General features: G+C 57.5%; 22 protein-coding genes and 1 pseudogene. 21 read left to right on the forward strand and 2 right to left on the reverse strand.

The window, feature by feature from the left end; genetic code table 11:
• The first annotated feature begins 23 nt into the window (after nucleotides 1-23).
• The 6 genes from rlmD (at nucleotide 24) to queE (ending at nucleotide 8,563) form a co-directional block, all read left to right on the forward strand.
• Complete coding sequence (gene rlmD / locus F3I15_RS16235; protein WP_150018622.1) at nucleotides 24-1,340, forward strand: 23S rRNA (uracil(1939)-C(5))-methyltransferase RlmD; 1,317 nt, start codon at nucleotides 24-26, stop codon at nucleotides 1,338-1,340.
• 32 nt (nucleotides 1,341-1,372) lie between these two features.
• Nucleotides 1,373-3,607, forward strand: coding sequence for a GTP diphosphokinase (gene relA / locus F3I15_RS16240; protein ID WP_150018623.1), 2,235 nt, complete (start codon nucleotides 1,373-1,375; stop codon nucleotides 3,605-3,607).
• A gap of 81 nt (nucleotides 3,608-3,688) precedes the next feature.
• Nucleotides 3,689-4,480 carry a nucleoside triphosphate pyrophosphohydrolase gene (mazG, locus tag F3I15_RS16245; RefSeq protein WP_150018624.1) on the forward strand — a complete coding sequence of 264 codons (792 nt, stop codon included), beginning with the start codon at nucleotides 3,689-3,691 and terminating at the stop codon, nucleotides 4,478-4,480.
• Between the two features lie 251 nt (nucleotides 4,481-4,731).
• Nucleotides 4,732-6,369: a glutamine hydrolyzing CTP synthase gene (pyrG, locus tag F3I15_RS16250; protein WP_150018625.1), complete on the forward strand. Its 1,638-nt coding sequence runs from the start codon at nucleotides 4,732-4,734 to the stop codon at nucleotides 6,367-6,369.
• A gap of 76 nt (nucleotides 6,370-6,445) precedes the next feature.
• Complete coding sequence (gene eno, locus F3I15_RS16255) at nucleotides 6,446-7,744, forward strand: phosphopyruvate hydratase (protein WP_065648317.1); 1,299 nt, start codon at nucleotides 6,446-6,448, stop codon at nucleotides 7,742-7,744.
• A gap of 147 nt (nucleotides 7,745-7,891) precedes the next feature.
• Nucleotides 7,892-8,563 (forward strand): 7-carboxy-7-deazaguanine synthase QueE, encoded by a 672-nt coding sequence (gene queE, locus F3I15_RS16260; RefSeq protein WP_039379876.1) that lies wholly within the window; start codon nucleotides 7,892-7,894, stop codon nucleotides 8,561-8,563.
• 435 nt (nucleotides 8,564-8,998) lie between these two features.
• Here the strand turns inward: queE and F3I15_RS16265 are convergent.
• Together F3I15_RS16265 and queD are read right to left on the reverse strand one after the other, a co-directional pair.
• Nucleotides 8,999-9,581, reverse strand: a pseudogene (locus F3I15_RS16265) (inorganic diphosphatase).
• A gap of 248 nt (nucleotides 9,582-9,829) precedes the next feature.
• Nucleotides 9,830-10,192 carry a 6-carboxytetrahydropterin synthase QueD gene (gene queD / locus F3I15_RS16270; protein WP_104085513.1) on the reverse strand — a complete coding sequence of 121 codons (363 nt, stop codon included), beginning with the start codon at nucleotides 10,190-10,192 and terminating at the stop codon, nucleotides 9,830-9,832.
• A gap of 293 nt (nucleotides 10,193-10,485) precedes the next feature.
• On the opposite strand from queD, the gene cysJ reads away from it, so the two are divergent.
• The 15 genes from cysJ to nlpD all read left to right on the forward strand — a co-directional run bounded on the left by cysJ (nucleotide 10,486) and on the right by nlpD (nucleotide 25,650).
• On the forward strand, nucleotides 10,486-12,291 hold the full coding sequence (gene cysJ, locus F3I15_RS16275) for an NADPH-dependent assimilatory sulfite reductase flavoprotein subunit (RefSeq protein ID WP_150018626.1): 1,806 nt from the start codon (nucleotides 10,486-10,488) through the stop codon (nucleotides 12,289-12,291).
• Nucleotides 12,291-14,015 carry an assimilatory sulfite reductase (NADPH) hemoprotein subunit gene (gene cysI, locus F3I15_RS16280; protein ID WP_150018627.1) on the forward strand — a complete coding sequence of 575 codons (1,725 nt, stop codon included), beginning with the start codon at nucleotides 12,291-12,293 and terminating at the stop codon, nucleotides 14,013-14,015. The genes cysJ and cysI overlap by 1 nt, the downstream gene beginning before the upstream one ends.
• Nucleotides 14,012-14,746 (forward strand): phosphoadenylyl-sulfate reductase, encoded by a 735-nt coding sequence (locus F3I15_RS16285; protein ID WP_039379866.1) that lies wholly within the window; start codon nucleotides 14,012-14,014, stop codon nucleotides 14,744-14,746. Before cysI ends, F3I15_RS16285 begins: the two co-directional genes overlap by 4 nt.
• A 269-nt stretch (nucleotides 14,747-15,015) precedes the next feature.
• Nucleotides 15,016-16,431: a siroheme synthase CysG gene (cysG, locus tag F3I15_RS16290; RefSeq protein WP_150018628.1), complete on the forward strand. Its 1,416-nt coding sequence runs from the start codon at nucleotides 15,016-15,018 to the stop codon at nucleotides 16,429-16,431.
• 9 nt (nucleotides 16,432-16,440) lie between these two features.
• Nucleotides 16,441-17,349 carry a sulfate adenylyltransferase subunit CysD gene (gene cysD, locus F3I15_RS16295; RefSeq protein WP_039379862.1) on the forward strand — a complete coding sequence of 303 codons (909 nt, stop codon included), beginning with the start codon at nucleotides 16,441-16,443 and terminating at the stop codon, nucleotides 17,347-17,349.
• A gap of 10 nt (nucleotides 17,350-17,359) precedes the next feature.
• Nucleotides 17,360-18,787 (forward strand): sulfate adenylyltransferase subunit CysN, encoded by a 1,428-nt coding sequence (gene cysN / locus F3I15_RS16300; protein ID WP_150018629.1) that lies wholly within the window; start codon nucleotides 17,360-17,362, stop codon nucleotides 18,785-18,787.
• The gene (gene cysC / locus F3I15_RS16305) at nucleotides 18,787-19,392 is read left to right on the forward strand and encodes an adenylyl-sulfate kinase (RefSeq protein ID WP_113655784.1); all 606 of its coding nucleotides are present in this window, start codon (nucleotides 18,787-18,789) and stop codon (nucleotides 19,390-19,392) included. Before cysN ends, cysC begins: the two co-directional genes overlap by 1 nt.
• Before the next feature lie 58 nt (nucleotides 19,393-19,450).
• A complete protein-coding gene (locus F3I15_RS16310) occupies nucleotides 19,451-19,771 on the forward strand; it encodes a DUF3561 family protein (RefSeq protein ID WP_150018630.1) in 321 nt (106 codons plus the stop codon).
• Between the two features lie 169 nt (nucleotides 19,772-19,940).
• Complete coding sequence (ftsB, locus tag F3I15_RS16315) at nucleotides 19,941-20,258, forward strand: cell division protein FtsB (protein ID WP_039379853.1); 318 nt, start codon at nucleotides 19,941-19,943, stop codon at nucleotides 20,256-20,258.
• A 4-nt stretch (nucleotides 20,259-20,262) separates the two neighbouring features.
• Nucleotides 20,263-20,979 carry a 2-C-methyl-D-erythritol 4-phosphate cytidylyltransferase gene (ispD, locus tag F3I15_RS16320; protein WP_150018645.1) on the forward strand — a complete coding sequence of 239 codons (717 nt, stop codon included), beginning with the start codon at nucleotides 20,263-20,265 and terminating at the stop codon, nucleotides 20,977-20,979.
• On the forward strand, nucleotides 20,979-21,458 hold the full coding sequence (gene ispF / locus F3I15_RS16325; RefSeq protein WP_065648377.1) for a 2-C-methyl-D-erythritol 2,4-cyclodiphosphate synthase: 480 nt from the start codon (nucleotides 20,979-20,981) through the stop codon (nucleotides 21,456-21,458). Before ispD ends, ispF begins: the two co-directional genes overlap by 1 nt.
• Nucleotides 21,455-22,741 carry a tRNA pseudouridine(13) synthase TruD gene (gene truD / locus F3I15_RS16330; protein ID WP_223810727.1) on the forward strand — a complete coding sequence of 429 codons (1,287 nt, stop codon included), beginning with the start codon at nucleotides 21,455-21,457 and terminating at the stop codon, nucleotides 22,739-22,741. The genes ispF and truD overlap by 4 nt, the downstream gene beginning before the upstream one ends.
• 221 nt (nucleotides 22,742-22,962) lie before the next feature.
• The gene (surE, locus tag F3I15_RS16335) at nucleotides 22,963-23,721 is read left to right on the forward strand and encodes a 5'/3'-nucleotidase SurE (RefSeq protein ID WP_039385625.1); all 759 of its coding nucleotides are present in this window, start codon (nucleotides 22,963-22,965) and stop codon (nucleotides 23,719-23,721) included.
• Nucleotides 23,718-24,344, forward strand: coding sequence for a protein-L-isoaspartate(D-aspartate) O-methyltransferase (locus F3I15_RS16340; protein ID WP_150018631.1), 627 nt, complete (start codon nucleotides 23,718-23,720; stop codon nucleotides 24,342-24,344). Before surE ends, F3I15_RS16340 begins: the two co-directional genes overlap by 4 nt.
• A 166-nt stretch (nucleotides 24,345-24,510) precedes the next feature.
• Nucleotides 24,511-25,650, forward strand: coding sequence for a murein hydrolase activator NlpD (gene nlpD, locus F3I15_RS16345; RefSeq protein ID WP_150018632.1), 1,140 nt, complete (start codon nucleotides 24,511-24,513; stop codon nucleotides 25,648-25,650).
• The last annotated feature ends 27 nt before the right edge of the window (nucleotides 25,651-25,677 follow it).

The raw sequence follows: 25,677 nt of genomic DNA on the forward strand, positions 1-25,677 counted from the left end.
GATTAAAAGAGAATATAATTACTATGGCGCAATTTTACGCCGCAAAACAGCGGCCGACGACAAAGCAGCGGATCGCCGTCACGGTCGATGAGCTCGATCCGTTCGGCCAGGGCGTGGCACGCTATCAGGGGAAAACCCTGTTTATCAGCGGTGCGCTGCCGGGCGAACAGGCAGAGGTTACGCTGCTGGAAGATAAACGGCAGTTTGCCCGCGGTAAAGCGATAAAGATCGCACAGCCCAGTCCGCAGCGGGAAATTCCGCGCTGCCGCCATTTTGGCGTCTGCGGTGGCTGCCAGCAGCAGCACGCCGCCGTTGCACTGCAGGAGAGCAGCAAGGCACACGCGCTGAGCCGCCTGCTGAGCCGCGACGCCGCTTCTCCGGTGGCCGTTGAGGAGATTATCCGCGGGAATAGCTGGGGCTATCGCCGGCGCGCCCGGCTCGGACTGCAGTGGCAGCCGAAACAGCAGCGGCTGGTGATGGGGTTTCGTCAGGCGGCCAGTCATGCGCTGGTGCCCCTGCAGCAGTGCCCTGTTTTGGTGCCCGAACTTGAAGCATTGCTGCAGCCGCTGCACCACTGCCTGAGCGCGCTGCAGGGGGTAAGGCGGCTGGGGCATGTAGAGCTGGTGCTGGCAGACAACGGCCCGCTGATGGTGCTGCGTCATCTCGACGCGCTTTCTGCGCGCGATCGCGCAGACCTGGAACGCTTTTCGCATCAGCACTCGCTGATGCTGTATCTGGCTGACGGCAGCGATGAGCTGCAGGCGATTAACAGCAGCGAGCCCTACTACCGCTCGCAGGATTTAACGCTAACCTTTAGTCCACAGGACTTTATTCAGGTTAACGATCGCGTTAATCAGCAGATGGTGGCAACAGCGCTGGCGTGGCTCGATCTGCAACCCGATGACAGCCTGCTGGATCTTTTCTGCGGCATGGGGAACTTCACCCTGCCGGCAGGGAAATCTGTACAAAATGTTGTAGGTGTGGAGGGGGTTGCAGCATTAGTTAAGCAGGCAGAGTATAATGCCGCGCTTAACAATCTAAGCAATGTACGCTTTTTCCAGCATAATCTGGAAGAGGATGTTTCGCGTCAGCCCTGGGCGGCGCAGGGATTTAATAAGGTGTTACTGGATCCGGCGCGAGCCGGGGCGGCGGGCGTGATGTCGCATATTGTTAAACTTGCGCCGGAACGTGTGGTCTATGTTTCCTGTAACCCGGTGACACTTGCGCGCGACAGTCAGGTACTGCTGGCCGCGGGCTACCATCTGGAAAGGGTCGCGATGCTGGATATGTTCCCACATACCAGTCATCTCGAATCCATGGTGTTGTTCAGCAAAACATAAGCGACAGTTATGTCGCTGTGGCAGGAGAGGATATGGTTGCGGTCAGAAGTGCGCATTTAAATACGGCAGGGGAGTTTGCCCTCGATCAGTGGATTGCCAGCCTGACGATTAGCAATCCCCAATCCTGTGAGCGACTGGCAGAGACCTGGCGCTACTGTGAAGCCGAAACGCGCGAGCACCCCGATCAGACTCTGCTGCTGTGGCGCGGTATTGAGATGGTGGAAATCCTCACCATGCTCAGTATGGATTGCGATAGCCTGTGCGCGGCGCTGCTGTTTCCGCTGGCCAACGCAGAGGTGGTCAGTGAGGAGAAGCTGGAGCAGGCGTTTGGCAAAGGGATTGTCTCCCTGGTACACGGCGTACGCGACATGGATGCCATTCGCCAGCTGAAAGCGATTCATAATGACTCTATGGCTTCAGCCCAGGTGGATAATGTCCGCCGTATGCTGCTTGCGATGGTGGAAGATTTCCGCTGCGTGGTCATCAAGCTGGCCGAGCGGATTGCGCATCTGCGTGAGATGAAAGATGCGCCAGAAGATGAACGCGTGCTGGCGGCAAAAGAGAGCACGAATATCTATGCGCCGCTGGCTAACCGGCTCGGTATCGGCCAGCTGAAGTGGGAGCTCGAAGATTACTGCTTCCGCTATCTGCATCCGGATGAATATAAACGTATCGCGAAGCTGCTGCATGAACGGCGCATCGATCGTGAACAATATATCGACAACTTCGTGACCAACCTGCGTCAGGAGATGCAGAAAGAGGGCGTGCGGGCGGAAGTCTACGGGCGGCCGAAACATATCTACAGCATCTGGCGCAAGATGCAGAAAAAGTCGCTGGCGTTTGATGAGCTGTTCGACGTGCGCGCGGTGCGCATCGTGGCAGAGCGTTTGCAGGACTGTTATGGCGCACTCGGTACGGTACACACCCTCTACCGGCATCTGCCGAGCGAATTTGACGATTATGTCGCGAACCCCAAGCCTAACGGCTACCAGTCCATTCATACCGTGGTGCTGGGACCGCAGGGCAAAACCGTTGAGATTCAGATCCGCACCCGCCAGATGCATGAAGATGCTGAACTTGGCGTGGCGGCGCACTGGAAATATAAAGAGGGCCCGGGCGTCAGCAACTCGCGCGGGGCTGCCGGACACGAAGAGCGTATCGCCTGGCTGCGCAAGCTGATTACCTGGCAGGAAGAGATGGCGGATTCCGGTGAAATGCTGGAAGAGGTTCGCAGTCAGGTCTTCGACGATCGCGTTTACGTCTTTACGCCAAAAGGCGATGTGGTGGATCTGCCCGCCGGCTCCACGCCGCTCGACTTTGCCTATCACATTCACAGCGATATTGGTCATCGCTGTATCGGGGCGAAGATCAGCGGGCGCATTGTGCCTTTTACCTATCAGCTGCAGATGGGCGATCAGATCGAGATCATCACCCAGAAGCAGCCTAATCCCAGTCGTGACTGGCTCAACCCGAATCTGGGCTACATCACGACCAGCCGCGGGCGCTCCAAGGTACACGCCTGGTTCCGTAAGCAGGATCGCGATAAAAATATCGTGGCGGGCCGCCAGATCCTCGATAACGAGTTGAGCCAGCTCGATATCAGCATGCGCGAGGCGGAGAAGATCCTGCTGCCGCGCTACAACGTTGGCTCGCAGGATGAGCTGCTGGCAATGATTGGCGGCGGCGATATTCGCCTTAACCAGATGATCAACTTCCTGCAGGCAAAGCTTAATAAGCCGAGCGCTGAAGAGGAAGATCGCGAAGCGCTGCGTCAGCTGACGCAGAAGTCGCATCACGCCTCAAGCGCCCGTAAAGAGAGCGGTCGCGTGGTGGTGGAGGGGGTGGGAAACCTGATGCATCACATTGCCCGCTGCTGCCAGCCTATTCCCGGCGACGATATCACCGGCTTTATTACTCAGGGACGCGGCATCTCGATTCACCGCGCCGACTGCGATCAGCTGAGTGAACTGATCTCCCATGCGCCGGAGCGTATCGTTGATGCCGTCTGGGGGGAGAGCTACTCCAGCGGCTATTCGCTGGTGGTGCGCGTTACCGCCAACGACCGCAGCGGCCTGCTGCGTGATATCACGACTATACTGGCGAATGAAAAGGTCAATGTACTGGGCGTCTCCAGCCGCAGCGATACCAGAAAACAGCTGGCGACCATTGATATGGATATTGAGATCTACAACCAGCAGGTGCTGGGGCGCGTGCTGGCGCGGCTTAATCAGGTGCCGGATATTATTGACGCGCGTCGTCTGAATTAACGCGCAGCCGGCACTGGCCCGCTGCTCTTCAGGGTCGCCTTTTACGGCGGCCCTTTTTATACCGTTGTTTGAGGATTTTTCATGACTGCCCTGAACCGTCTGCTTAGCCTGATGCAAACCCTGCGCGATCCGGCGCGCGGCTGCCCGTGGGATCGCCAGCAGACCTTTGCCACTATTGCTCCCTATACGCTGGAAGAGACCTACGAAGTGCTTGACGCTATCCAGCGGGAAGACTTTACCGACCTGCGTGATGAGCTGGGCGATCTGCTGTTTCAGATTGTGTTTTATGCCCGTATGGCGGAGGAGGAGGGGCGTTTTAACTTCGACGATATCTGCAACGCAATCAGCGACAAGCTTGAACGCCGTCATCCGCATATCTTTGGCAGCGCTGAGGCTGAGAGCGCCGCAGAGGTGCTGCAGAACTGGGAAGCGATCAAACAGGATGAACGCGCGGCGAAAGCGCAGCACTCGGCGCTGGATGATATTCCGCGCGCGCTGCCGGCGCTGATGCGGGCGCATAAAATCCAGAAGCGCTGCAGCAGCGTGGGCTTTGACTGGGAGAGCCTCGGACCGGTGCTGGATAAGGTGCATGAAGAGATTGATGAAGTCATGCATGAAGCGCAGCAGGCCACTGTCGACAGCGACAAGCTGGAGGAGGAGATTGGCGATCTGCTGTTTGCAACGGTCAATCTGTCACGCCACCTCGGCAGCAAAGCGGAAATCGCGCTGCAGAAAGCCAACGACAAATTTGAACGCCGCTTTCGCCATGTGGAGCAGATTATTACCGCGCAGGGATTAAGTATGCCTGCGGCGACGCTGGAGCAGATGGAAGCGGCGTGGCAGCAGGTAAAACTGAGCGAGAACAATCACTAATCTGTCCGGCGTCATGCTGCTGTTTATTCCAGCAGTGCGCATAATTCAGCCGCTTGCGCTTACTCGATTCAGCCATCCAGCAACTTTGTGACATGCGTCAACATTTTCTGTCTGGCTATCCGCTATGTTAGCCGCTGCACGGCGCGGGAGGATGGTGTGATTCATCAATTGTGGCTGGGGACGACTTCGGGTATACTGCTTTCCCGTCCTGGTTATTCCATCGTCTTTAAACCTAAACTCTCAGGTTCAGCATGACAACGAATTATATTTTTGTGACCGGCGGGGTCGTTTCCTCTCTGGGCAAAGGCATTGCCGCAGCCTCCCTCGCAGCTATCCTCGAAGCACGTGGTCTGAATGTGACCATCATGAAACTCGATCCGTATATCAACGTTGATCCGGGTACCATGAGCCCGACACAGCATGGTGAAGTGTTTGTCACCGATGACGGGGCCGAAACCGATCTGGATTTAGGTCACTACGAGCGCTTCATTCGTACCAAAATGTCGCGTCGTAACAACTTTACGACCGGTCGTATCTACTCAGAAGTGCTGCGCAAAGAGCGTCGCGGCGACTATCTGGGCGCCACGATTCAGGTGATCCCTCACATTACCAATGCCATCAAAGAGCGCATCATCGAAGGTGGCGAAGGTCATGATGTCGTGCTGGTTGAGATCGGTGGCACCGTGGGCGATATCGAATCCCTGCCGTTCCTGGAAGCGATTCGCCAGATGGCGGTAGACGTGGGCCGTGAACACACCATGTATATGCACCTGACGCTGGTGCCCTATATGGCGGCAGCGGGTGAAGTGAAAACCAAGCCTACTCAGCACTCGGTTAAAGAGCTGCTGTCGATTGGTATTCAGCCAGATGTGCTGATCTGCCGCTCCGATCGCGCTGTACCTGCTAACGAGCGGGCGAAAATTGCCCTGTTCTGCAACGTGCCGGAAAAAGCGGTTATCTCGCTGAAAGATGTCGATTCCATCTATAAAATCCCGGGCCTGCTGAAGTCGCAGGGTCTGGATGACTATATCTGCAAACGCTTTAATCTGAACGCGCCGGAAGCTAACCTTGCCGAGTGGGAGCAGGTTATCTATGAAGAAGCGAATCCGGGCGGGGAAGTGACTATCGGTATGGTCGGCAAATATGTCGAGCTGCCGGACGCCTACAAGTCAGTGATTGAAGCCCTTAAGCACAGTGGTCTGAAAAACCGCGTAACCGTTAACATCAAGCTGATCGATTCACAGGATGTCGAGACGCGCGGCGTGGAGATCCTCAAAGATCTCGATGCGATTCTCATCCCCGGCGGTTTCGGCTACCGCGGCGTGGAAGGCAAGCTGATGACGGCGCAGTACGCGCGTGAAAATAACATCCCGTACCTTGGCATCTGCCTCGGCATGCAGATTGCGCTGATGGAGTTCGCGCGCAATGTGGCCGGGATGGAAGGCGCCAACTCCACCGAATTTGTGCCAGACTGTAAATACCCGGTTGTCGCGCTGATCACTGAATGGCGTGATGAGCATGGCAACGTTGAGCAGCGTACTGAGCAGAGCGATCTGGGCGGCACCATGCGTCTGGGTAGCCAGCAGTGTCAGCTGACGCCGGAAAGTAAAGTGCGCCAGCTCTACGGTTCTGATGTGATTACCGAGCGCCACCGTCACCGTTATGAAGTCAACAATCTGCTGCTGAAGCCGATTGAAGCGGCGGGTCTGCATATTGCGGGCCGTTCCGGCGACGATCAACTGGTTGAGATTATTGAAATCCCGAACCATCCGTGGTTTGTGGCCTGCCAGTTCCATCCGGAGTTCACGTCGACACCGCGTGATGGTCATCCGCTGTTTGCCGGCTTTGTGAAAGCCGCGCAGGAGCACCAGAAGCGTTTAGCGAAGTAAGAGTTTACGAACAACGCGCGAACTTTTCGCGCGTTGTTTGTCTTAGGATTGACTAACTTGTACTGAGGAAAATCGAATGTCCAAAATCGTTAAAGTCATTGGTCGCGAAATCATCGACTCCCGTGGCAACCCGACTGTAGAAGCAGAAGTGCATCTGGAAGGCGGTTTCGTTGGTCTGGCGGCGGCTCCATCAGGCGCTTCTACCGGTTCACGTGAAGCACTGGAGCTGCGCGACGGTGATAAGTCTCGCTTCCTGGGCAAAGGCGTAACCAAAGCGGTTGCTGCGGTTAACGGCCCAATCGCTGACGCGGTAAAAGGCAAAGATGCCAAAGACCAGGCGAACATCGATAAGATCATGATCGAGCTGGACGGTACTGATAACAAATCCAACTTCGGTGCAAACGCCATTCTGGCTGTTTCTCTGGCCGCAGCGAAAGCTGCTGCAGCATCAAAAGGCCTGCCGCTCTACGCACACATTGCTGAGCTGAACGGCACCCCAGGCAAATACTCTATGCCGCTGCCAATGATGAACATCATCAACGGCGGTGAGCACGCGGATAACAACGTAGATATCCAGGAGTTCATGATTCAGCCTGTGGGCGCGAAAAATATCAAAGAAGCCATCCGTATGGGTTCTGAAGTATTCCACAACCTGGCTAAAGTTCTGAAAGCCAAAGGCATGAGCACGGCAGTCGGTGACGAAGGTGGCTATGCGCCAAACCTCGGCTCTAACGCGGAAGCGCTGGCCGTTATCGCTGAAGCGGTAAAAGCAGCGGGCTATGAGCTGGGTAAAGATATCACCCTGGCGATGGACTGTGCCGCATCTGAATTCTATAAAGATGGCAAATATGTTCTGGCTGGCGAAGGCAACAAAGCGTTCTCTTCCGAAGAGTTCACTCACTTCCTGGAAGATCTGACCAAACAGTACCCAATCGTCTCTATTGAAGATGGTCTGGATGAGTCTGACTGGAACGGCTTTGCTTACCAGACCAAAGTGCTGGGCGACAAAATCCAGCTGGTGGGCGACGATCTGTTTGTCACCAATACCAAAATCCTGAAGGAAGGTATTGATAAAGGCATCGCGAACTCTATCCTGATCAAATTCAACCAGATCGGCTCTCTGACCGAAACGCTGGCTGCGATCAAGATGGCGAAAGATGCGGGCTACACGGCCGTTATTTCTCACCGTTCAGGCGAGACAGAAGATGCAACTATCGCTGACCTGGCGGTAGGTACTGCAGCTGGCCAGATCAAAACCGGTTCCATGAGCCGTTCTGACCGCGTGGCTAAATACAACCAGCTGATTCGTATCGAAGAAGCGCTGGGTGAAAAAGCGCCGTTCAACGGTCTGAAAGAAGTGAAAGGCCAGGCGTAATCGCCCGCCGGTGCTGCCCTGTGCAGCACGTTTTGCCTGAAGCCCCGCCCTGTGCGGGGCTTTTGTTTTTCAGGGCACAAAGCGGCTGTGAAGCCGCAGTAAAAATCTGCCATAATCTGCGCCCCGAATGAGAGACGTGAGTGAAAAATGTTCTACCCGATTAACGAAATGTTCCAGACGCTGCAGGGCGAAGGGTTTTATACCGGCGTGCCGGCCATCTTTATCCGCTTACAGGGATGTCCGGTGGGATGCAGCTGGTGTGATACCAAACATACCTGGGAGAAGCGCGCGGATCGGGAGACCTCACTGGGTGACATTCTGGTAAAAACCGTGGAGAGCGATGCCTGGGGAAGTGCAGACGCGGCCACGCTGATTGAGACCATCGCCCGGCAGGGCTGGAGCGCACGCCACGTGGTGATCACCGGCGGCGAACCGGCAATTTTTGACCTGCGTCCGCTGACGGAGGGTCTGGAAGCGCACGGGTTCCAGTGTCAGATCGAGACCAGCGGCACCCATGAGGTGCACTGCTCTGCGGCAACCTGGGTTACGGTTTCACCTAAGGTGAATATGCGCGGAGGCTACGATGTGCTGCTGCAGGCGCTGACGCGCGCGGATGAGATCAAGCATCCGGTGGCGCGCGAGCGTGACGTTGAGGCGCTTGATGAGCTGCTGGCGGAGCTGCATGACGATAAACCGCGTATTGTGGCGCTGCAGCCGATCAGCCGCGGCGATGCCGCAACCCGGCTCTGTATTGAAACCTGCATCGCCCGTAACTGGCGACTCTCCATGCAGACGCACAAGTATCTGAATATCGCCTGATTAACGGCAGGGCGCGCCATTTATGGCGCCCGGGTGGAAATCGCGCATCGGCCAGGGGCGCATGAATGCGCCCCCTACGCAAATACCGGCAGGTGCGCCATTCATGGCGCCCGGATGTGAAATCGAATATAACCGTAGGGGCGCCATTGATGGCGCCCGTGTTGGAATCGCATATTACCGTAGGGGCGCCATTGATGGCGCCCGTGTTGGAATCGCATATTACCGCAGGGGCGCCATTGATGGCGCCCGGGTGGAAATCGAATATAACCGTAGGGGCGCCATTGATGGCGCCCGGGTGGAAATCGAATATTACCGCAGGGGCGCCATTGATGGCGCCCGTGTTGGAATCGCATATTACCGCAGGGGCGCCATTCATGGCGCCCGGGTGGAAATCGAATATTACCGTAGGGGCGCCATTAATGGCGCCCGCGTCAGCTACTGCTTCGCTTTATACGCGTCGAATGCCTGCTTAACCTCTGCTCTGGCCTTAGCGGCATCTTCAAAACCGTTAAGCTCGACCTTCTTACGGCCATCCGGTAACTGTTTATACACCCGGAAAAAGGCTTCCAGCCGCTGCTGCTCGATTCTCGGCAGATCGCTTATCTCTTTAATATCATCATAGGTTGGATCAATTTTGCTGGCGGGCATCCACCTCACCGCCATCAATCATCTTTAGCACGCCAATCGCACGCAGCTTAATCAGAGTACCAGGCTGTAACGGCGCCCGGGCGTAAAAAATCACATCCAGCGGATCGTTATCGCCACCCAGCGACTGCGTCAGCGAACCGTAGTTGGCCGGATAGGCGACCGGCATAGACTGAAAGCGGTCAGCCACGATAAACCCGGTTTTCGCATCGGTTTCATATTTGATCGTTCCGCCTGCCGGAATTTCTGTCACCGCATAAAACTCCGCCGGCATACTCTCCGGCTGGGGAAAATCAAGCACGTTTTGCGCCTGAACGGCAGCAGAGGCAGAGATAAAAACAGCAAGCAGAGAAAGGTGTTTCACAAGGTTCATTGTTGATTCTCTTGATCTTTAACAGAGGAGACAACAACGTAGAGCGGAATCGTTACAAAGAGATGAATCAGTCGTAACGGGCTATCTGAAGATTCATACAGCTATCACAACGTTGCAGAGAACCGGATCCGTGGTGCCACGCTGCAGGAAGGCGGCAACCGCGTTCATCCCCAGGGACCTACATGAGTAAGCAACCGGGGTGGAGAAGGGCAGCCAGCGCGCCTGCAGCGTGGAGGAGGCCGGACTGGTCAGCCGCGGTAGACGCAGCCTGCCGTACAGGTCTCTTTGATCATAACCGCGCTCAGCACCGGCAGTACCGGCTTAAGCTCATCCCAGATCCATTTCGCCAGCACTTCACTGGTGGGATTCTCCAGACCCGGAATATCGTTCAGGTAGTGATGATCCAGTCGCTCATAAAGCGGACTGAAAATCGCTTTCAATTCAGCAAAATCCATGACCCAGCCGGTATACGCATCCACTTCACCGGTTATTTCCAGTCGCACCAGAAAGGAGTGGCCGTGCAGACGACCGCATTTGTGCCCTTCAGGCACATGAGGTAAGCGGTGAGCCGCTTCAAACTGGAACTCTTTAAACAGCGTGGTAGACATAATGACTCTCAGACGGAAAAACCGCTGAAGTCTACCTGAAAAGCAGATTTTTCGCACCCGTGAGGGTGCAAAAGCGCATTTAACGCTATCCGCTCCCGCGTCTTGAGATAAAACCCATATTTAACAAAGGGATAATTTACCACTTTTGGCGGTTAGCAATACCCGAAAAACCGCTTAGTCATTTTGGTTATTTAATATGTCGAACCCTTATTTAATCGTTAATATACAGCTCGGTAACCTACCTCCTCTTCCACCGCTTCTCGGTCCGGACTTCTGACACTGGAATTTTTAACGCGATGACGACTCAGGCACCCCCAGGCTCCATGCTGCCGCTCTCTCCGGAGCAACTTGCGCGCTTACAGGCGGCGACCACGGAATTTAATACGACTCAGCTTGCCTGGCTTTCGGGCTACTTCTGGGGCATGGTCAACCACACCCCTGGCGCGGTGGCGACACCTGCTGCTCCGCCAGCGGAAACCCCGGGCGTCACGCTGATTTCAGCCTCGCAAACCGGCAACGCGCGTCGCCTGGCAGAACAGCTGCGTGATGATCTGCTGGCAGCGAAACTGAACGTGAATCTGGTTAATGCCGGCGACTATAAGTTCAAGCAGATTGGCCAGGAAAAGCTGCTGGTCATCGTCACCTCAACCCAGGGCGAAGGGGAACCACCGGAAGAGGCGGTTGCGCTGCATAAATTCCTGCTGTCGAAGAAGGCACCGAAAATGGATGGCGCGGCGTTTGCCGTGTTTGGTCTTGGCGACACCTCTTACGAATTTTTCAGCCAGGCGGGCAAAGATTTCGATAGCCGTCTGGCCGAGCTGGGCGCAGAGCGCCTGCTGGATCGCGTCGATGCGGACGTTGAATATAGCGAGCTGGCCAGCGCCTGGCGCCTGCAGCTGACCGATCTGCTGAAAGCGCGCGTGCCGGTCGCCCCTGCGGCGCAGATTGCGGCCAGCAGCGCCGGCAGCGTCAACCTGGTCGACAGCAGCCCTTATACGAAAGAGCTGCCGCTCACCGCCAGCTTTGCGCTGAATCAGAAAATCACCGGCCGCCTCTCTGATAAAGATGTGCGTCACATTGAGATCGATCTCGGTGATTCCGGCCTGCGTTATCAGCCGGGTGACGCGCTGGGCGTCTGGTATGAGAATGATGCAGAGCTGGTAGAGGAGCTGCTGCAGCTGGTGTGGCTGAAAGGCGATGAGCAGGTGACGGTGCAGGGCAAAACGCTGCCGCTGGCTGAAGCGCTGCAGACGCAGTTTGAACTCACGGTCAACACGCCGCAGATAGTGGAGCGCTATGCTGCGCTGTCGCGCAATGAGGCGCTGCTGGCGCTGACGGAAGATAAGCAGAAGCTGCAGAGCTATGCCCAGAGCTTCCCGATTGTGGATATGGTGCGCCAGGCTCCCACCGAACTGAATGCTGAGCAGCTGACAGGATTACTGCGCCCGCTGACGCCGCGCCTTTACTCAATCGCCTCCTCCCAGGCGGAGAGCGAAAGTGAGGTGCATATTACGGTGGGCGCGGTGCGGTATGAAATCGATGGCCGTCAGCGCGGCGGCGGTGCTTCCACCTGGCTTGCCGATCGTCTGGAAGAAGAGGGCGCCATTCGCGTCTTTATCGAACACAATGATAATTTCCGCCTGCCGGCCAATCCGGATACACCGGTAATTATGATTGGTCCGGGCACCGGCATTGCGCCGTTCCGCGCCTTTATGCAGCAGCGTGACAATGACGGCGCTGAAGGTAAAAACTGGCTGTTTTTCGGCAACCCGCACTTCACCGAAGATTTTCTCTATCAGGTAGAGTGGCAGAAGTATGTTAAGCAGGGGCTGCTGACGAATATCGATCTCGCCTGGTCGCGCGATCAGGCTGAGAAAGTCTATGTACAGGATAAGATCCGGGCGAAAGGCGCAGAAGTGTGGCGCTGGATCGAAGAGGGCGCTCACCTTTACGTTTGCGGCGATGCGAATCGCATGGCGAAAGATGTAGAGCAGGCATTACTGGATGTGGTGGTCGAACACGGCGGCATGGATCGTGAAACGGCTGATGAATTTTTAAGTGAGCTGCGCATTGAGCGCCGCTATCAGCGAGACGTTTACTAATGAGCGAAAAACACCCTGGACCGCTGGTGGTTGAAGGTAAACTTTCTGACGCCGAGCGTCTGAAAAAAGAGAGCAACTATCTGCGTGGCACCATCTTAGACGATCTCGACGATGGCCTGACCGGTGGGTTCACCGGCGATAACTTCCTGCTGATCCGCTTTCACGGCATGTATCAGCAGGACGATCGCGATATTCGCGCCGAACGCGCTGAGCAGAAGCTGGAGCCGCGTCACGCCATGATGTTGCGCTGCCGTCTGCCGGGCGGCATCATTACCCCGACGCAGTGGCTGGCGATTGATAAGTTTGCCGCTGAAAAAACGCTTTATGGCAGCATCCGCCTGACTAACCGGCAGACGTTTCAGTTTCACGGCATTCTGAAAAAGAACGTGAAGCCAACGCATCAGATGCTGCATGAAGTGGGACTCGATGCGCTGGCGACCGCCAATGACGTCAACCGCAACGTACTCTGCACCTCAAACCCGGTGGAGTCAGAGCTGCATCAGGAAGCTTACGAGTGGGCGAAAAAGCTCTCTGAGCACCTGCTGCCGCAAACCCGCGCTTATGCGGAGATCTGGTGGGATAAGGAAAAAGTTGCGACCACAGATAAAGAGCCGATTCTTGGCGAAACCTATCTGCCGCGCAAGTTTAAAACCACCGTGGTGGTGCCGCCGCACAATGATGTCGATCTGCATGCTAACGATCTTAACTTCATTGCGATCGCTGAGCACGGCAAGCTGATAGGTTTCAATGTGCTGGTAGGGGGAGGCCTCTCTATCGAGCATGGTAATAAAGCGACCTACGCCCGTACCGCCAGTGAGTTTGGTTTCCTGCCGGTGGAGAAGATCCTCGATGTGGCGGCCGCGGTAGTGACCACGCAGCGCGACTGGGGTAATCGTACCGATCGCAAAAACGCCAAAACCAAATATACCCTTGAGCGGGTGGGCGTTGAGACGTTTAAAGCGGAAGTGGAAAAGCGTGCCGGTCTGACTTTCGCGCCGGCGCGTCCATATGAGTTCACCACCCGCGGCGATCGTATCGGCTGGGTTAAAGGCATCGACAACAAGTGGCACCTGACGCTGTTTATCGAAAATGGCCGCCTGCTTGATTACCCGGGCCGTCCGCTGAAAAGCGGCATTGCTGAAATCGCCAGAGTACACCAGGGTGATTTCCGCCTCACCGCCAACCAGAACCTGATTGTGGCTGGGGTGCCGGAGGCGCAGAAAGCGCAGATTGAAGCGATCGCCCGCGAGCACGGCCTGATGGAGAGCGTAACGCCGCAGCGTGAAAACTCGATGGCCTGCGTAGCGTTTCCGACCTGTCCGCTGGCGATGGCAGAAGCGGAGCGCTTCCTGCCATCCTTTGTCACCAAAGTCGAAGAGATCATGCATCGCCACGGCGTGGGCGAAGAGCATATCGTTCTGCGCGTAACCGGCTGCCCGAACGGCTGCGGTCGTGCGCTGCTGGCGGAGCTGGGGCTGGTTGGCAAAGCGCCGGGTCGCTACAACCTGCATCTCGGCGGGAACCGCGTGGGTACGCGCATTCCGCGTATGTATCGCGAAAATATCACCGAGAGCGAAATTCTGGCCACGATTGATGAACTGGTGGCGCGCTGGGCAAACGAGCGCGAGGCCGGTGAAGGTTTTGGTGACTTCACGATCCGCACCGGTATCGTTAAAGCGGTGCTGGATCCGGCTCGTGACTTCTGGGACGCGGAGGCTGTATGACCCTGCCCGATCTCGCCGTACTCAACAGCGGCAGCAAAGTTGACCGTATTATGGCGCTGGCTGAAAGCAACGTACAGCTGGAGAAACTCTCTGCTGAAGCGCGCGTCAGCTGGGCGCTGGAACAGCTGCCGGGAGCCTTTGTGCTCTCATCCAGTTTTGGGATCCAGGCGGCGGTGCTGCTGCATATGGTGACGCAGCAGCGGCCGGATATTCCGGTGATCCTTACTGACACCGGCTATCTGTTCCCGGAAACCTATCGCTTTATCGATGAGTTAACGGCAAAGCTCAACCTTAACCTGCAGATTTTCCGCGCGGAAACCTCGCCCGCATGGCAGGAAGCGCGCTACGGCAAACTGTGGGAGCAGGGGGTGGACGGCATTGAGCAGTATAACCAGCTCAATAAAGTGGAACCGATGAACCGGGCGCTGAGCACGCTGGGCGCGCAGACCTGGTTTGCCGGACTGCGGCGCGATCAGTCAGGCAGCCGTGCCAGCCTGCCGGTACTGGCGGTACAGCGCGGTGTCTTTAAGATCCTGCCCATTATCGACTGGGATAATCGGCAGGTGCATCAGTATCTGAAACAGCACGGTCTGAGCTACCACCCGCTGTGGGATGAGGGCTACCTCTCGGTGGGTGATACCCATACCACGCGAAAATGGGAACCGGGCATGGCAGAAGAAGAGACGCGCTTCTTCGGCCTCAAGCGCGAGTGCGGTTTGCACGAAGGCTAACCACCATCCACAGGGCGAATTTTCGCCCTGTTTTTTTGTTTCTCTCTCACGCACCTCTGTTAATTCCTAAAGTGATGCCCGGCTGGCCGCAGCCGGAATCGTGCTGCCTGAAAAAAGCGTTATAAAATCAGTTCTTAAGCAGAAAAACGCATCAGCTTTGCCAGTGCTATATTCCATTTGGTAACTACTCATGCGAAATCGTAATTTCATCTGGCGGAATAGCGCGACGTATAGTCGCGATAACTTATTGTAAAACTAGCAAGGTTATCGTGGATTATCTGCCCCTCTTTGCCGATCTCAGACAGCGTCCGGTGCTGGTTGTCGGCGGTGGTGAAATCGCTGCCCGTAAAATTGAACTGCTGCGCCGGGCTGGCGCGCGCATCCTGGTGGCCGCCCGCGAGCTGGGGCATGAACTGCAGGCGCTGGAGGCAGAACAGGCCGTAGAGTGGATAGCCCGCAGTTTTGAGCCGGCTCAGCTTGACGGCGTATTTCTGGTCATTGCCGCCACCGACGATAACGCACTTAATTCGCAGGTATTTGATGCCGCCAACGCGCGTCACAAGCTGGTTAACGTGGTGGATGACCAGCCTAAATGCAGCTTTATCTTCCCTTCTATTGTTGACCGCTCACCGCTGGTGGTTGCGATCTCATCCAGCGGCACCGCGCCGGTACTGGCGCGGCTGCTGCGGGAGAAAATCGAAGCGCTGCTGCCGGCAAACCTGGGTCAGATGGCCGCGCTGGCAGGAGAGTGGCGCGACAAAGTCAAACAGCGCTATCGCAAAATGTCCGATCGCCGCCGCTTCTGGGAGCGCGCCTTTAACGGCCTGTTTGCCAGTCAGATGGCGGCAGGCAACGTCAGCGCCGCGCGTCAGACGCTCGATTGCGAACTGGAACATATCAGCGATAACCAGGGTGAAATTGCGCTGGTCGGCGCGGGGCCTGGCGACAGCGGTCTGCTGACGCTGCGCGGTCTGCAGGTGATGCAGCTGGCTGATGTGGTGCTGTATGACCATCTGGTCAGTGATGAGGTGCTGGATCTGGTGCGGCGCGATGCCGATCGTATCTGCGTCGGAAAACGCGCCGGTGCCCACTCGGTGCCGCAGGAAGAGACGAACCAGCTGCTGGTATCCCTGGCGCTGCAGGGTAAGCGCGTGGTGCGTCTGAAAGGCGGCGATCCCTTTATCTTTGGCCGCGGCGGCGAAGAGCTGCAGGCGGCTAAAGCGGCAGGCATTCCGTTCCAGGTGGTGCCGGGTATTACTGCCGCCGCAGGCGCGACCGCCTATGCCGGTATTCCGCTGACGCACCGCGATTATGCGCAGAGCGTGATGTTTATTACCGGCCACTGCCGCGCCGACGGCGATGGCATCGACTGGCCATCCCTCGCGCGTGCGCGCCAGACGCTGGCTATCTATATGGGCACCGTAAAAGCAGCGGAAATTGCCGCCGGTCTGATTGACCACGGCCGCGATCCGCTGACGCCCGTAGCGGTGATTGGCCGCGGCACGCGTCAGGATCAGCAGGTGCTGACCGGAACCCTGAATCAACTTGAGGTGCTGGCAGCCGCCGCGCCGACGCCTGCGCTGTTAGTGATTGGCGAAGTGGTGAACTTGCACGGGCAATTAGCCTGGTTTCAACATTCTGCACAGCAGGGGGCTCGCGAGTCCGCCGTTGTCAATTTGGCTTGAGGAAAAACTATGGACCAAAATCGTCTTACTCATCTGCGTCAGCTGGAAGCAGAGAGTATCCATATCATCCGCGAGGTGGCGGCCGAGTTCAGCAATCCGGTGATGATGTACTCCATCGGCAAAGACTCCTCGGTAATGCTTCATCTGGCGCGTAAAGCATTCTTCCCGGGAACGCTGCCGTTTCCTCTGCTGCACGTTGATACCGGCTGGAAATTCCGCGAAATGTATGAGTTTCGCGACCGTACGGTGAAAAACATGGGCGCCGAGCTGCTGGTGCATCGTAATCCGGAAGGCGTGGCAATGGGGATCAACCCGTTTGTGCATGGCAGCGCCAAACATACCGATATTATGAAGACTGAAGGGCTGAAGCAGGCGCTGAACAAATACGGTTTTGATGCCGCCTTTGGTGGCGCGCGCCGTGATGAAGAGAAATCACGCGCGAAAGAGCGCATCTACTCTTTCCGCGATCGCTTTCATCGCTGGGATCCAAAAAATCAGCGCCCTGAGCTGTGGCACAACTACAACGGCCAGATTAACAAGGGCGAAAGCATTCGCGTCTTTCCGCTCTCTAACTGGACCGAACTCGATATCTGGCAATACATCTTCCTGGAAAACATCGAAATCGTACCGCTCTACCTGGCCGCGCCGCGCCCGGTACTGGAGCGCGACGGCATGCTGATGATGATCGATGACGATCGTATCAACCTGCAGCCAGGTGAAGAGATCACCGAGCGCATGGTGCGTTTCCGTACGCTGGGCTGCTGGCCGCTGACCGGCGCCGTGGAGTCTGAAGCGCAGACGCTGCCGGAGATTATCGAAGAGATGCTGGTCTCCACCACCAGCGAACGCCAGGGACGCATGATTGACCGCGACCAGGCGGGCTCGATGGAACTGAAAAAACGCCAGGGTTATTTCTAAGGAGACGCAGATGAATACCGTTATTGCACAACAGATTGCCGAGCAGGGTGGCGTAGAAGCCTGGCTGACGGCGCAACAACATAAGAGCCTGCTGCGTTTCCTGACCTGCGGCAGCGTAGATGATGGCAAGAGCACCCTGATTGGCCGCCTGCTGCACGACACGCGACAGATTTATGAAGATCAGCTCTCCTCTCTGCATAACGACAGCAAACGTCACGGTACTCAGGGTGAAAAACTCGATCTGGCGCTGCTGGTGGATGGCCTGCAGGCGGAGCGCGAGCAGGGCATCACTATCGATGTCGCCTATCGCTACTTCTCGACGGAAAAACGCAAATTTATTATCGCGGATACCCCGGGACACGAGCAGTACACCCGCAATATGGCCACCGGCGCCTCAACCTGCGATCTGGCTATTCTGCTGATCGACGCGCGTAAAGGCGTACTGGATCAGACGCGGCGCCATAGCTTTATCTCAACGCTGCTGGGCATCAAACATCTGGTGGTGGCGATCAACAAAATGGATCTGGTGGAGTATCGCCAGGAGACATTTGAGCAGATCAAACAGGATTACCTCGACTTCGCGGCTCAGCTACCGGGCGATCTGGATATTCGTTTTGTACCCATGTCCGCGCTGGAAGGGGACAATGTCGCTACCCCGAGCACGACTATGCCGTGGTATAGCGGTCCGACGCTGCTGGACGTACTGGAAACGGTTGAGCTGAAGCGCGCCGTCGATCACCAGCCCATGCGTTTCCCGGTACAGTATGTTAACCGTCCTAATCTCGACTTTCGCGGCTATGCCGGAACGCTGGCGTCCGGCACCGTACGGCCGGGAGATCGGGTAAAAGTCCTGCCTTCTGGCGTGGAGTCCACAATCGCGCGGATCGTGACCTTCGATGGCGATCTGCCGGAAGCCGCGGCGGGGGAGGCGATTACGCTGGTGCTGAACGATGAGATCGATATCAGCCGCGGCGACCTGCTGGTTGCTGCCGATGCCGAACTGCAGGCGGTACAGTCTGCTACGGTTGACGTGGTCTGGATGGCGGAGCAGCCGCTGCAGCCGGGTCAGAGCTATGAAATCAAAATCGCGGGCAAAAAAGCGCGCGGCCGGGTGGAAAAAATCCTGCATCAGGTGGAAATTAACACCCTGGCAACGCACACCGCTGACAGCCTGCCGCTGAACGGTATCGGGCTGGTGGAGATCACTTTTGATGAACCGATGGTGCTGGATCCTTATCAGCAAAACCCGGTGACCGGCGGCATGATTTTCATTGACCGGCTGAGCAACGTCACCGTGGGTGCCGGTATGATTAATCAGCCGCAGAGCGCAGCACCTGCTACCGCAGGTAACTTTAGCGCCTTTGAGCTGGAGCTAAACGCGCTGGTGCGCCGTCACTTCCCGCACTGGAACGCGCGCGATCTGCTGGGCGGTGCGTAATGGCGCAGCATGATGAAAACGTGGTGTGGCACGACCATCCGGTCACCCGGGCGGCGCGTGAGCAGCAGCATGGTCATCAGGGCGTAGTGCTGTGGTTTACCGGGCTCTCCGGCTCGGGTAAATCCACCGTGGCAGGTGCGCTGGAGCAGGCGCTGCATCAGCTTGGCGTCAGCACTTACCTGCTGGACGGTGACAACGTGCGCCACGGTCTGTGCCGCGATCTCGGCTTCAGCGATGACGATCGCCGGGAGAATATCCGGCGTGTGGGTGAAGTGGCCCGGCTGATGGTCGATGCCGGACTGGTGGTGCTTACCGCTTTCATCTCGCCGCACCGGGCTGAGCGGCAGATGGTACGCGATCTGCTGGGCGAGGGGGAGTTTATCGAGGTCTTTGTCGATACACCGCTGGCGGTGTGTGAAGCGCGCGATCCGAAAGGGTTATATAAAAAAGCGCGCGCCGGTGAACTGCGCAATTTTACCGGTATCGACAGCGCGTATGAGGCGCCCGAAGCCGCTGATATCACGCTGGATGGCGAACAATTGGTTACAAAACTCGCGGCCCAATTGTTAGACCTGCTGCGCCACCGCGATATCATCAGATCCTGAACCGACGCGGCAAACGCCTTCTCCGGGTTTGCCGCATTTTAGCGTCAACAGGATCTCTATGCAGAACGTCACTCCCATGCTCGCACGCAAAGACGACAGCTTGCCTGAAGAGCCGCGCTCCTCATTACCGGGCGGCGTCATTGGCTTTTTTGCCTACTGGTGCGCGCTGGCCATCCCCTTTCTGCTCTATGGCTCCAGTACGCTGTTCTTTTTTCTCTATACCTGGCCTTTTTTCCTCGCGCTGCTGCCGGTATCGGTGCTGGCCGGCATCGCGCTGAGCCTGATAATGCGTGGACACCTTTTCTGGTGCGCCCTGGCGACCAGTCTGCTGGTCATCTGCCTGTTCTGGCTGCTGTTCTCCTGTCTGTCCGGATGGTAAGCGCAGAGATGTGCAAACGCATCCGCTGGTTACAAAAGTTTGCCTGCTGTTTTTCGTGCCCGCCTGCTATAAATAATCCGGATAAATCTGCTTACGCGCCATTTTCGCTGCCGCAGTGGAGTCCGGACTCAAGTTATGGGATGATTGGGCCGTTTTTCAGGGGGCGGGGATGGGAAAACTGACGTTACTGCTGCTCGCGCTACTGGGATGGTTGCAATATTCCCTGTGGCTGGGCAAGAACGGTATCCATGATTACACACGCGTCAGCGAAGACGTGGTGTCACAACAGGCGAATAACGCCAAACTCAAAGCGCGAAACGATCAGCTGTTTGCCGAAATTGACGATCTCAATGGCGGTTCAGAGGCGATTGAGGAGCGCGCACGCAGCGAGCTGGGTATGATTAAACCCGGCGAGACTTTCTATCGCCTGGTGGCAGACCAGAACAAACGTAATGCGCAGCAGTCTGCGCAAAATCAGCAACGATAACAACATGACTCACCACTCTCACGCTGCGGATGTGATTGCCGTCGTGCCGGCTGCCGGTGTCGGCAGCCGCATGCAGGCGGCGTTTCCCAAGCAATATCTCACTATTGGCACCATGACGCTGCTTGAACACAGCGTGGCGCGCCTGCTGGCTAACGCCGCGGTGCAGCAGGTGATTGTCGCCGTCAGCGCTGACGACGGCTGGTTCGATTCGCTGCCGCTGGCGCGCGATCCGCGGGTAGTGCGGGTCACCGGCGGCGCAACCCGGGCCGAGTCAGTGCTGGCAGGCCTGCAGCACATCAGAGAGAGCGCATGGGTGCTGGTGCATGACGCCGCGCGCCCGTGCCTTCATGCTGACGACCTGGCACGGCTGCTGGCCGTGCGGGATCACAGCAGAATCGGCGCCATTCTGGCGGCACCGGTACGCGATACCATGAAGCGCGCTGAGCCGGGCAAAACGGCGGTGGCACATACGGTAGAGCGTGACGATCTCTGGCACGCGCTGACGCCACAGTTTTTCCCGCATACGCTGCTGACCGCCTGTCTGAGCCGGGCGCTCAGCGAAGGCGCTACGATCACAGATGAGGCGTCAGCGCTGGAGTATTGCGGCTATCATCCGCAGCTGATTAGCGGGCGCAGCGACAACATCAAGGTCACGCGGCCGGAAGATCTGGCGCTGGCGGCCTTTTACCTTACTCAGATTCAACGACAGGAGAACGCATAATGCGTATCGGTCACGGCTTCGACGTTCACGCTTTTGGCGGTGAAGGTCCACTGGTGATTGGCGGGGTGCGTATCCCGTTCGAGCACGGTTTTATTGCCCACTCCGACGGCGACGTTGCGCTGCATGCGCTGACCGATGCGCTGCTGGGCGCGGTGGCGATGGGCGATATCGGTAAACTTTTTCCGGATACCGATCCGGCGTTTAAAGGCGCTGACAGCCGCGGCTTGCTGCGCGAAGCGTGGCGCCGTATTCAGGCGAAAGGCTACGTCATTGGCAACGTTGACGTTACGATTATCGCGCAGGCGCCTAAAATGCTGCCGCACGTGCCGCAGATGCGCGTCAATATTGCCGAAGATCTGGGCTGCCACATGGATGCGGTTAACGTGAAAGCCACCACCACCGAAAAGCTCGGCTTTACCGGACGCGGTGAGGGTATTGCCTGCGAGGCAGTGGCTCTGCTGGTAAAGGCTGACGCATGAGTGAGCTGCACTATCTGCACGGCGTGCCTGCTGCCACCGGCATAATTAAAGCGCGTCCGGATGATTTTGTGGTGATCGAAGATCTCGGTTATCCCTATGACGGCGACGGCGAGCAGCTGCTGGTACGCATCCGCAAAACGGGCTGCAACACGCGTTTTGTTGCTGAAGCCCTGGCGAAATATCTGGGCGTGCCGGCGCGCGACCTGAGCTATGCCGGCATGAAAGATCGCCACGCCGTGACTGAACAGACGCTCTGTTTCCGCCTGNTGCCTGCTGCCACCGGCATAATTAAAGCGCGTCCGGATGATTTTGTGGTGATCGAAGATCTCGGTTATCCCTATGACGGCGACGGCGAGCAGCTGCTGGTACGCATCCGCAAAACGGGCTGCAACACGCGTTTTGTTGCTGAAGCCCTGGCGAAATATCTGGGCGTGCCGGCGCGCGACCTGAGCTATGCCGGCATGAAAGATCGCCACGCCGTGACTGAACAGACGCTCTGTTTCCGCCTGCCGGGTAATGCCATGCCGGTAATGAGCGGCTTCCAGCTTGAAGGGGTTGAGATCCTGCAGGTGATCCGGCACAGGCGTAAGCTGCGTACCGGCGCGCTGGCGGGAAACGCCTTTCGGCTGGTGATCCGCGACGTGTCCGATCGCGCCGACGTTGACGCGCGCCTGCAGCAGATTCAGGCGCAGGGCGTTCCCAACTATTTTGGCGAGCAGCGCTTTGGCCGCGGCGGGAATAACCTGCAGCAGGCGCAGCGCTGGGCAGAAGAGCAGTTTCATCCGCGCGATCGGAATATGAAAGGCCTGCTGCTGTCAGCCGCGCGCAGCCATCTGTTTAATCAGGTGACCAGCGCACGTCTGCAGCGCGACGGCTCACTGCAGCTGGCGCAGGCAGGCGATGCATTGCAGCTCGCCGGACGCGGCAGCTGGTTTGTCGCCGCTGCCGATGAGCTGCCAGCGCTGCAGCAGCGCGTGACCGCGCATGAGCTGCGTATCACGGCACCGCTGGCGGGACGCGGTGAGGCGGGCACGCAGGGGGAGGTTGCCTCATTTGAGCAGCAGCAGCTGGCGCAATCGCCGGCGCTGCTGACGCTGCTGACGCGTGAACGGGTTGATGCCGCTCGCCGCGCGATGCTGGTGGTGCCGGATAATCTGCAGTGGCAGTGGCAGGATGACGCCACGCTGGCCCTGCAGTTCTGGCTGCCCGCCGGCAGCTTCGCCACCAGCCTGGTGCGCGAGCTGCTGAGCAACGGCGCTGCGGCACCGCTCGGCGACGAGTAGCGCTGACGCCTGGCGCGTTAATTCACCCGGCCGCTGGCCGGGTTCTGACCACGGCAGAGACAAACCCTGCCTCTGTCACGATTTACGTCTACCACTTCCCGCGCCTCATCGCTAGAATGCACCTATCCCTGTCTCACCGGCCGCTGGCGTCACTACGCCCGATTTTTTGCAAGCCGGCACCGGCTGGCGGGGACCGGTGAATGAACAAAGGTCAGAAACAGATGCGGATATTGCTGAGTAACGACGATGGAATCCATGCGCCCGGCATTCAGACGCTGGCGCACGCGCTGCGGGAATTTGCTGAGGTACAGGTGGTGGCACCCGACCGCAACCGCAGCGGTGCCTCAAATTCACTGACGCTGGAAACGCCGCTGCGTACCTTCACGCATGCCAGCGGCGATATCGCTGTACAGATGGGGACACCCACCGACTGCGTCTTTCTCGGCGTGAACAAGCTGATGCAACCGCGTCCTGACATTGTGGTCTCAGGCATTAATGCCGGTCCCAATCTGGGCGATGATGTGATCTATTCCGGTACCGTTGCGGCTGCGATGGAGGGGCGTCATCTCGGCCTGCCGGCGCTGGCGGTGTCGCTGAATGGTCATACGCACTATGACAGCGCGGCAGCCGTAACCTGCGTGCTGCTGCGTGCGCTCTCCCGGGCACCGCTGCGTACCGGACGCATCCTCAATATTAATGTGCCCGATTTGCCACTGGCGCAGATTAAAGGCTTTCGCGTCACGCGCTGCGGCAGCCGCCATCCGGCAGATCAGGTGATTTGCACTGAAGATCCACGCGGCCAGCCGCTCTACTGGATAGGCCCGCCAGGTAAACAGCTTGATGCCGGCCCCGACACCGATTTTGCCGCCGTAGACGCCGGCTATGTTTCGCTGACGGCGCTGCATGTCGATCTCACCGCACACGCCGCGCAGAGCGTGCTGCATGACTGGCTGCTGCAGGCAGAGGTCTCACTGGCATGATAAACCGGCGCATCGACACGCTGTTAGCCCAGCTGCGGGCGCAGGGTATTACAGATGAGCGTCTGCTGCAGGCGATTGCGGATGTACCACGTGAACGCTTTGTTGATGAAGCGTTTGAGCACAAGGCGTGGGACAACATGGCACTCCCTATCGGCAGCGGACAGACCATTTCCCAGCCCTATATGGTGGCGCGTATGACCGCGCTGCTGGAGCTGAACCCGCACTCGCGCGTGCTGGAAATCGGCACCGGCTCCGGCTATCAGACCGCGATTCTCGCGCATCTGGTCGATCACGTCTGCTCCGTTGAGCGGATCAAAGGGTTGCAGTGGCAGGCTAAACGCCGCCTGAAGCAGCTCGACCTGCATAATATCTCTACCCGGCACGGTGATGGCTGGCTCGGCTGGCCCGCGCGCGGGCCGTTTGACGCCATCATTGTTACCGCAGCGCCGCCCGAAATTCCGACTGCGCTGATAGCACAGCTGGGTGAAGGTGGCAGAATGGTGCTGCCGGTGGGGGAGGACCACCAGGTGCTTAAGCGTCTGCGCCGCCATAAGGGCGAGCTGACGGAAGAGATTATCGAGCCGGTACGCTTTGTCCCGCTGGTGCAGGGCGACCTGGCGTAAGGGCGATCTTACGTATTTCTTCACAATCACAGCGTGGCATGGCGCAGGTGATATTGTTACTATCCTCTTTTTCGATAGCGATGCGCGTTTGAGCCTATTCGCGTAGAGATTTATGCGGTTCAGACCGCAAGAGAGTTCTGACCAGTATTGCCATCACGGGGGAGCAATGAGCACAGGAAGCACCGCATTTCAATTACGCCGTCTGGCGGCAGTCTCACTGGTAGGTTTCTGGCTGGCTGGCTGTAGCTCTGGCGATAACACGCAGGCGCCTATCAGTCAGGTTGGCAGCAATAACGGCGGCGGTATGCTGACACCCCAGGGCGGCGGTATGGTCGCTCCACAAGGGGGCGGTATGGTTTCCGGGCAGAGTTCGCCGGTGCCCGCGATGCCACAGGGCGGAATGTTAAGCAGTAATATATCTTCTTCTGCACCCGCAGGCGGAATGATTAGTACCAGTAATAATGTTGCCACTGAAAACGGGCGAATTGTTTACAACCGAAATTACGGGAATATTCCGAAAGGCAGCTACGGCGGTGAAACCTATACCGTCAAACGTGGCGATACCCTGTTTTATATCGCCTGGATCACCGGCAACGACTTCCGCGATCTGGCTCAGCGCAACAACATCCCCGCGCCATATGGCCTGAGCGCCGGGCAAACCCTGCAGGTAGGCAACGGTAACGGTCAGACAATTACCGGTGGAAATGCAATAACGGCGGCCGATGCCAGCCAGAGTGGAGCCGCCGGAACAACGGCGCAAACGCAAATAAAATCCCCTGCTGTTGCACAGCAACCTGTTATTACGTATTCTGATGATTCAGGTTCGACAGGTGGGAAAATGCTACCGTCGAAAGGAGCAACTAATGTGGCAACGACCACAGCTCCGGTTACCGCACCGCCTACAGTCAGCAGCACTTCAAATAGCTCAACCCCGGTGGGGAGCTGGCGCTGGCCGACTGATGGCAAGATCATCGATAACTTCTCTGCTGCGGAAGGCGGAAACAAAGGTATCGATATCGCCGGGTCTCGCGGACAATCTGTTGTCGCTACCGCATCGGGAAGGGTGGTGTACGCAGGTAACGCGTTACGCGGGTACGGTAATTTGATCATCATTAAGCATAACGATGATTATCTGAGCGCCTACGCCCACAACGATACAATGCTGGTCCGGGAACAACAGGAAGTTAAGGCGGGGCAAAAGATAGCTACCATGGGTAGCACCGGTACCAGTTCAGTTAGATTGCATTTTGAAATTCGTTACAAGGGGAAATCCGTAAATCCGTTGCGTTATTTACCGCAGCGATAATCCGGCAGAACCTTTGGTGTTCTGCCC

Source organism: Pantoea sp. M_9 (assembly GCF_008631385.1).
Lineage (GTDB): Bacteria > Pseudomonadota > Gammaproteobacteria > Enterobacterales > Enterobacteriaceae > Pantoea > Pantoea eucrina.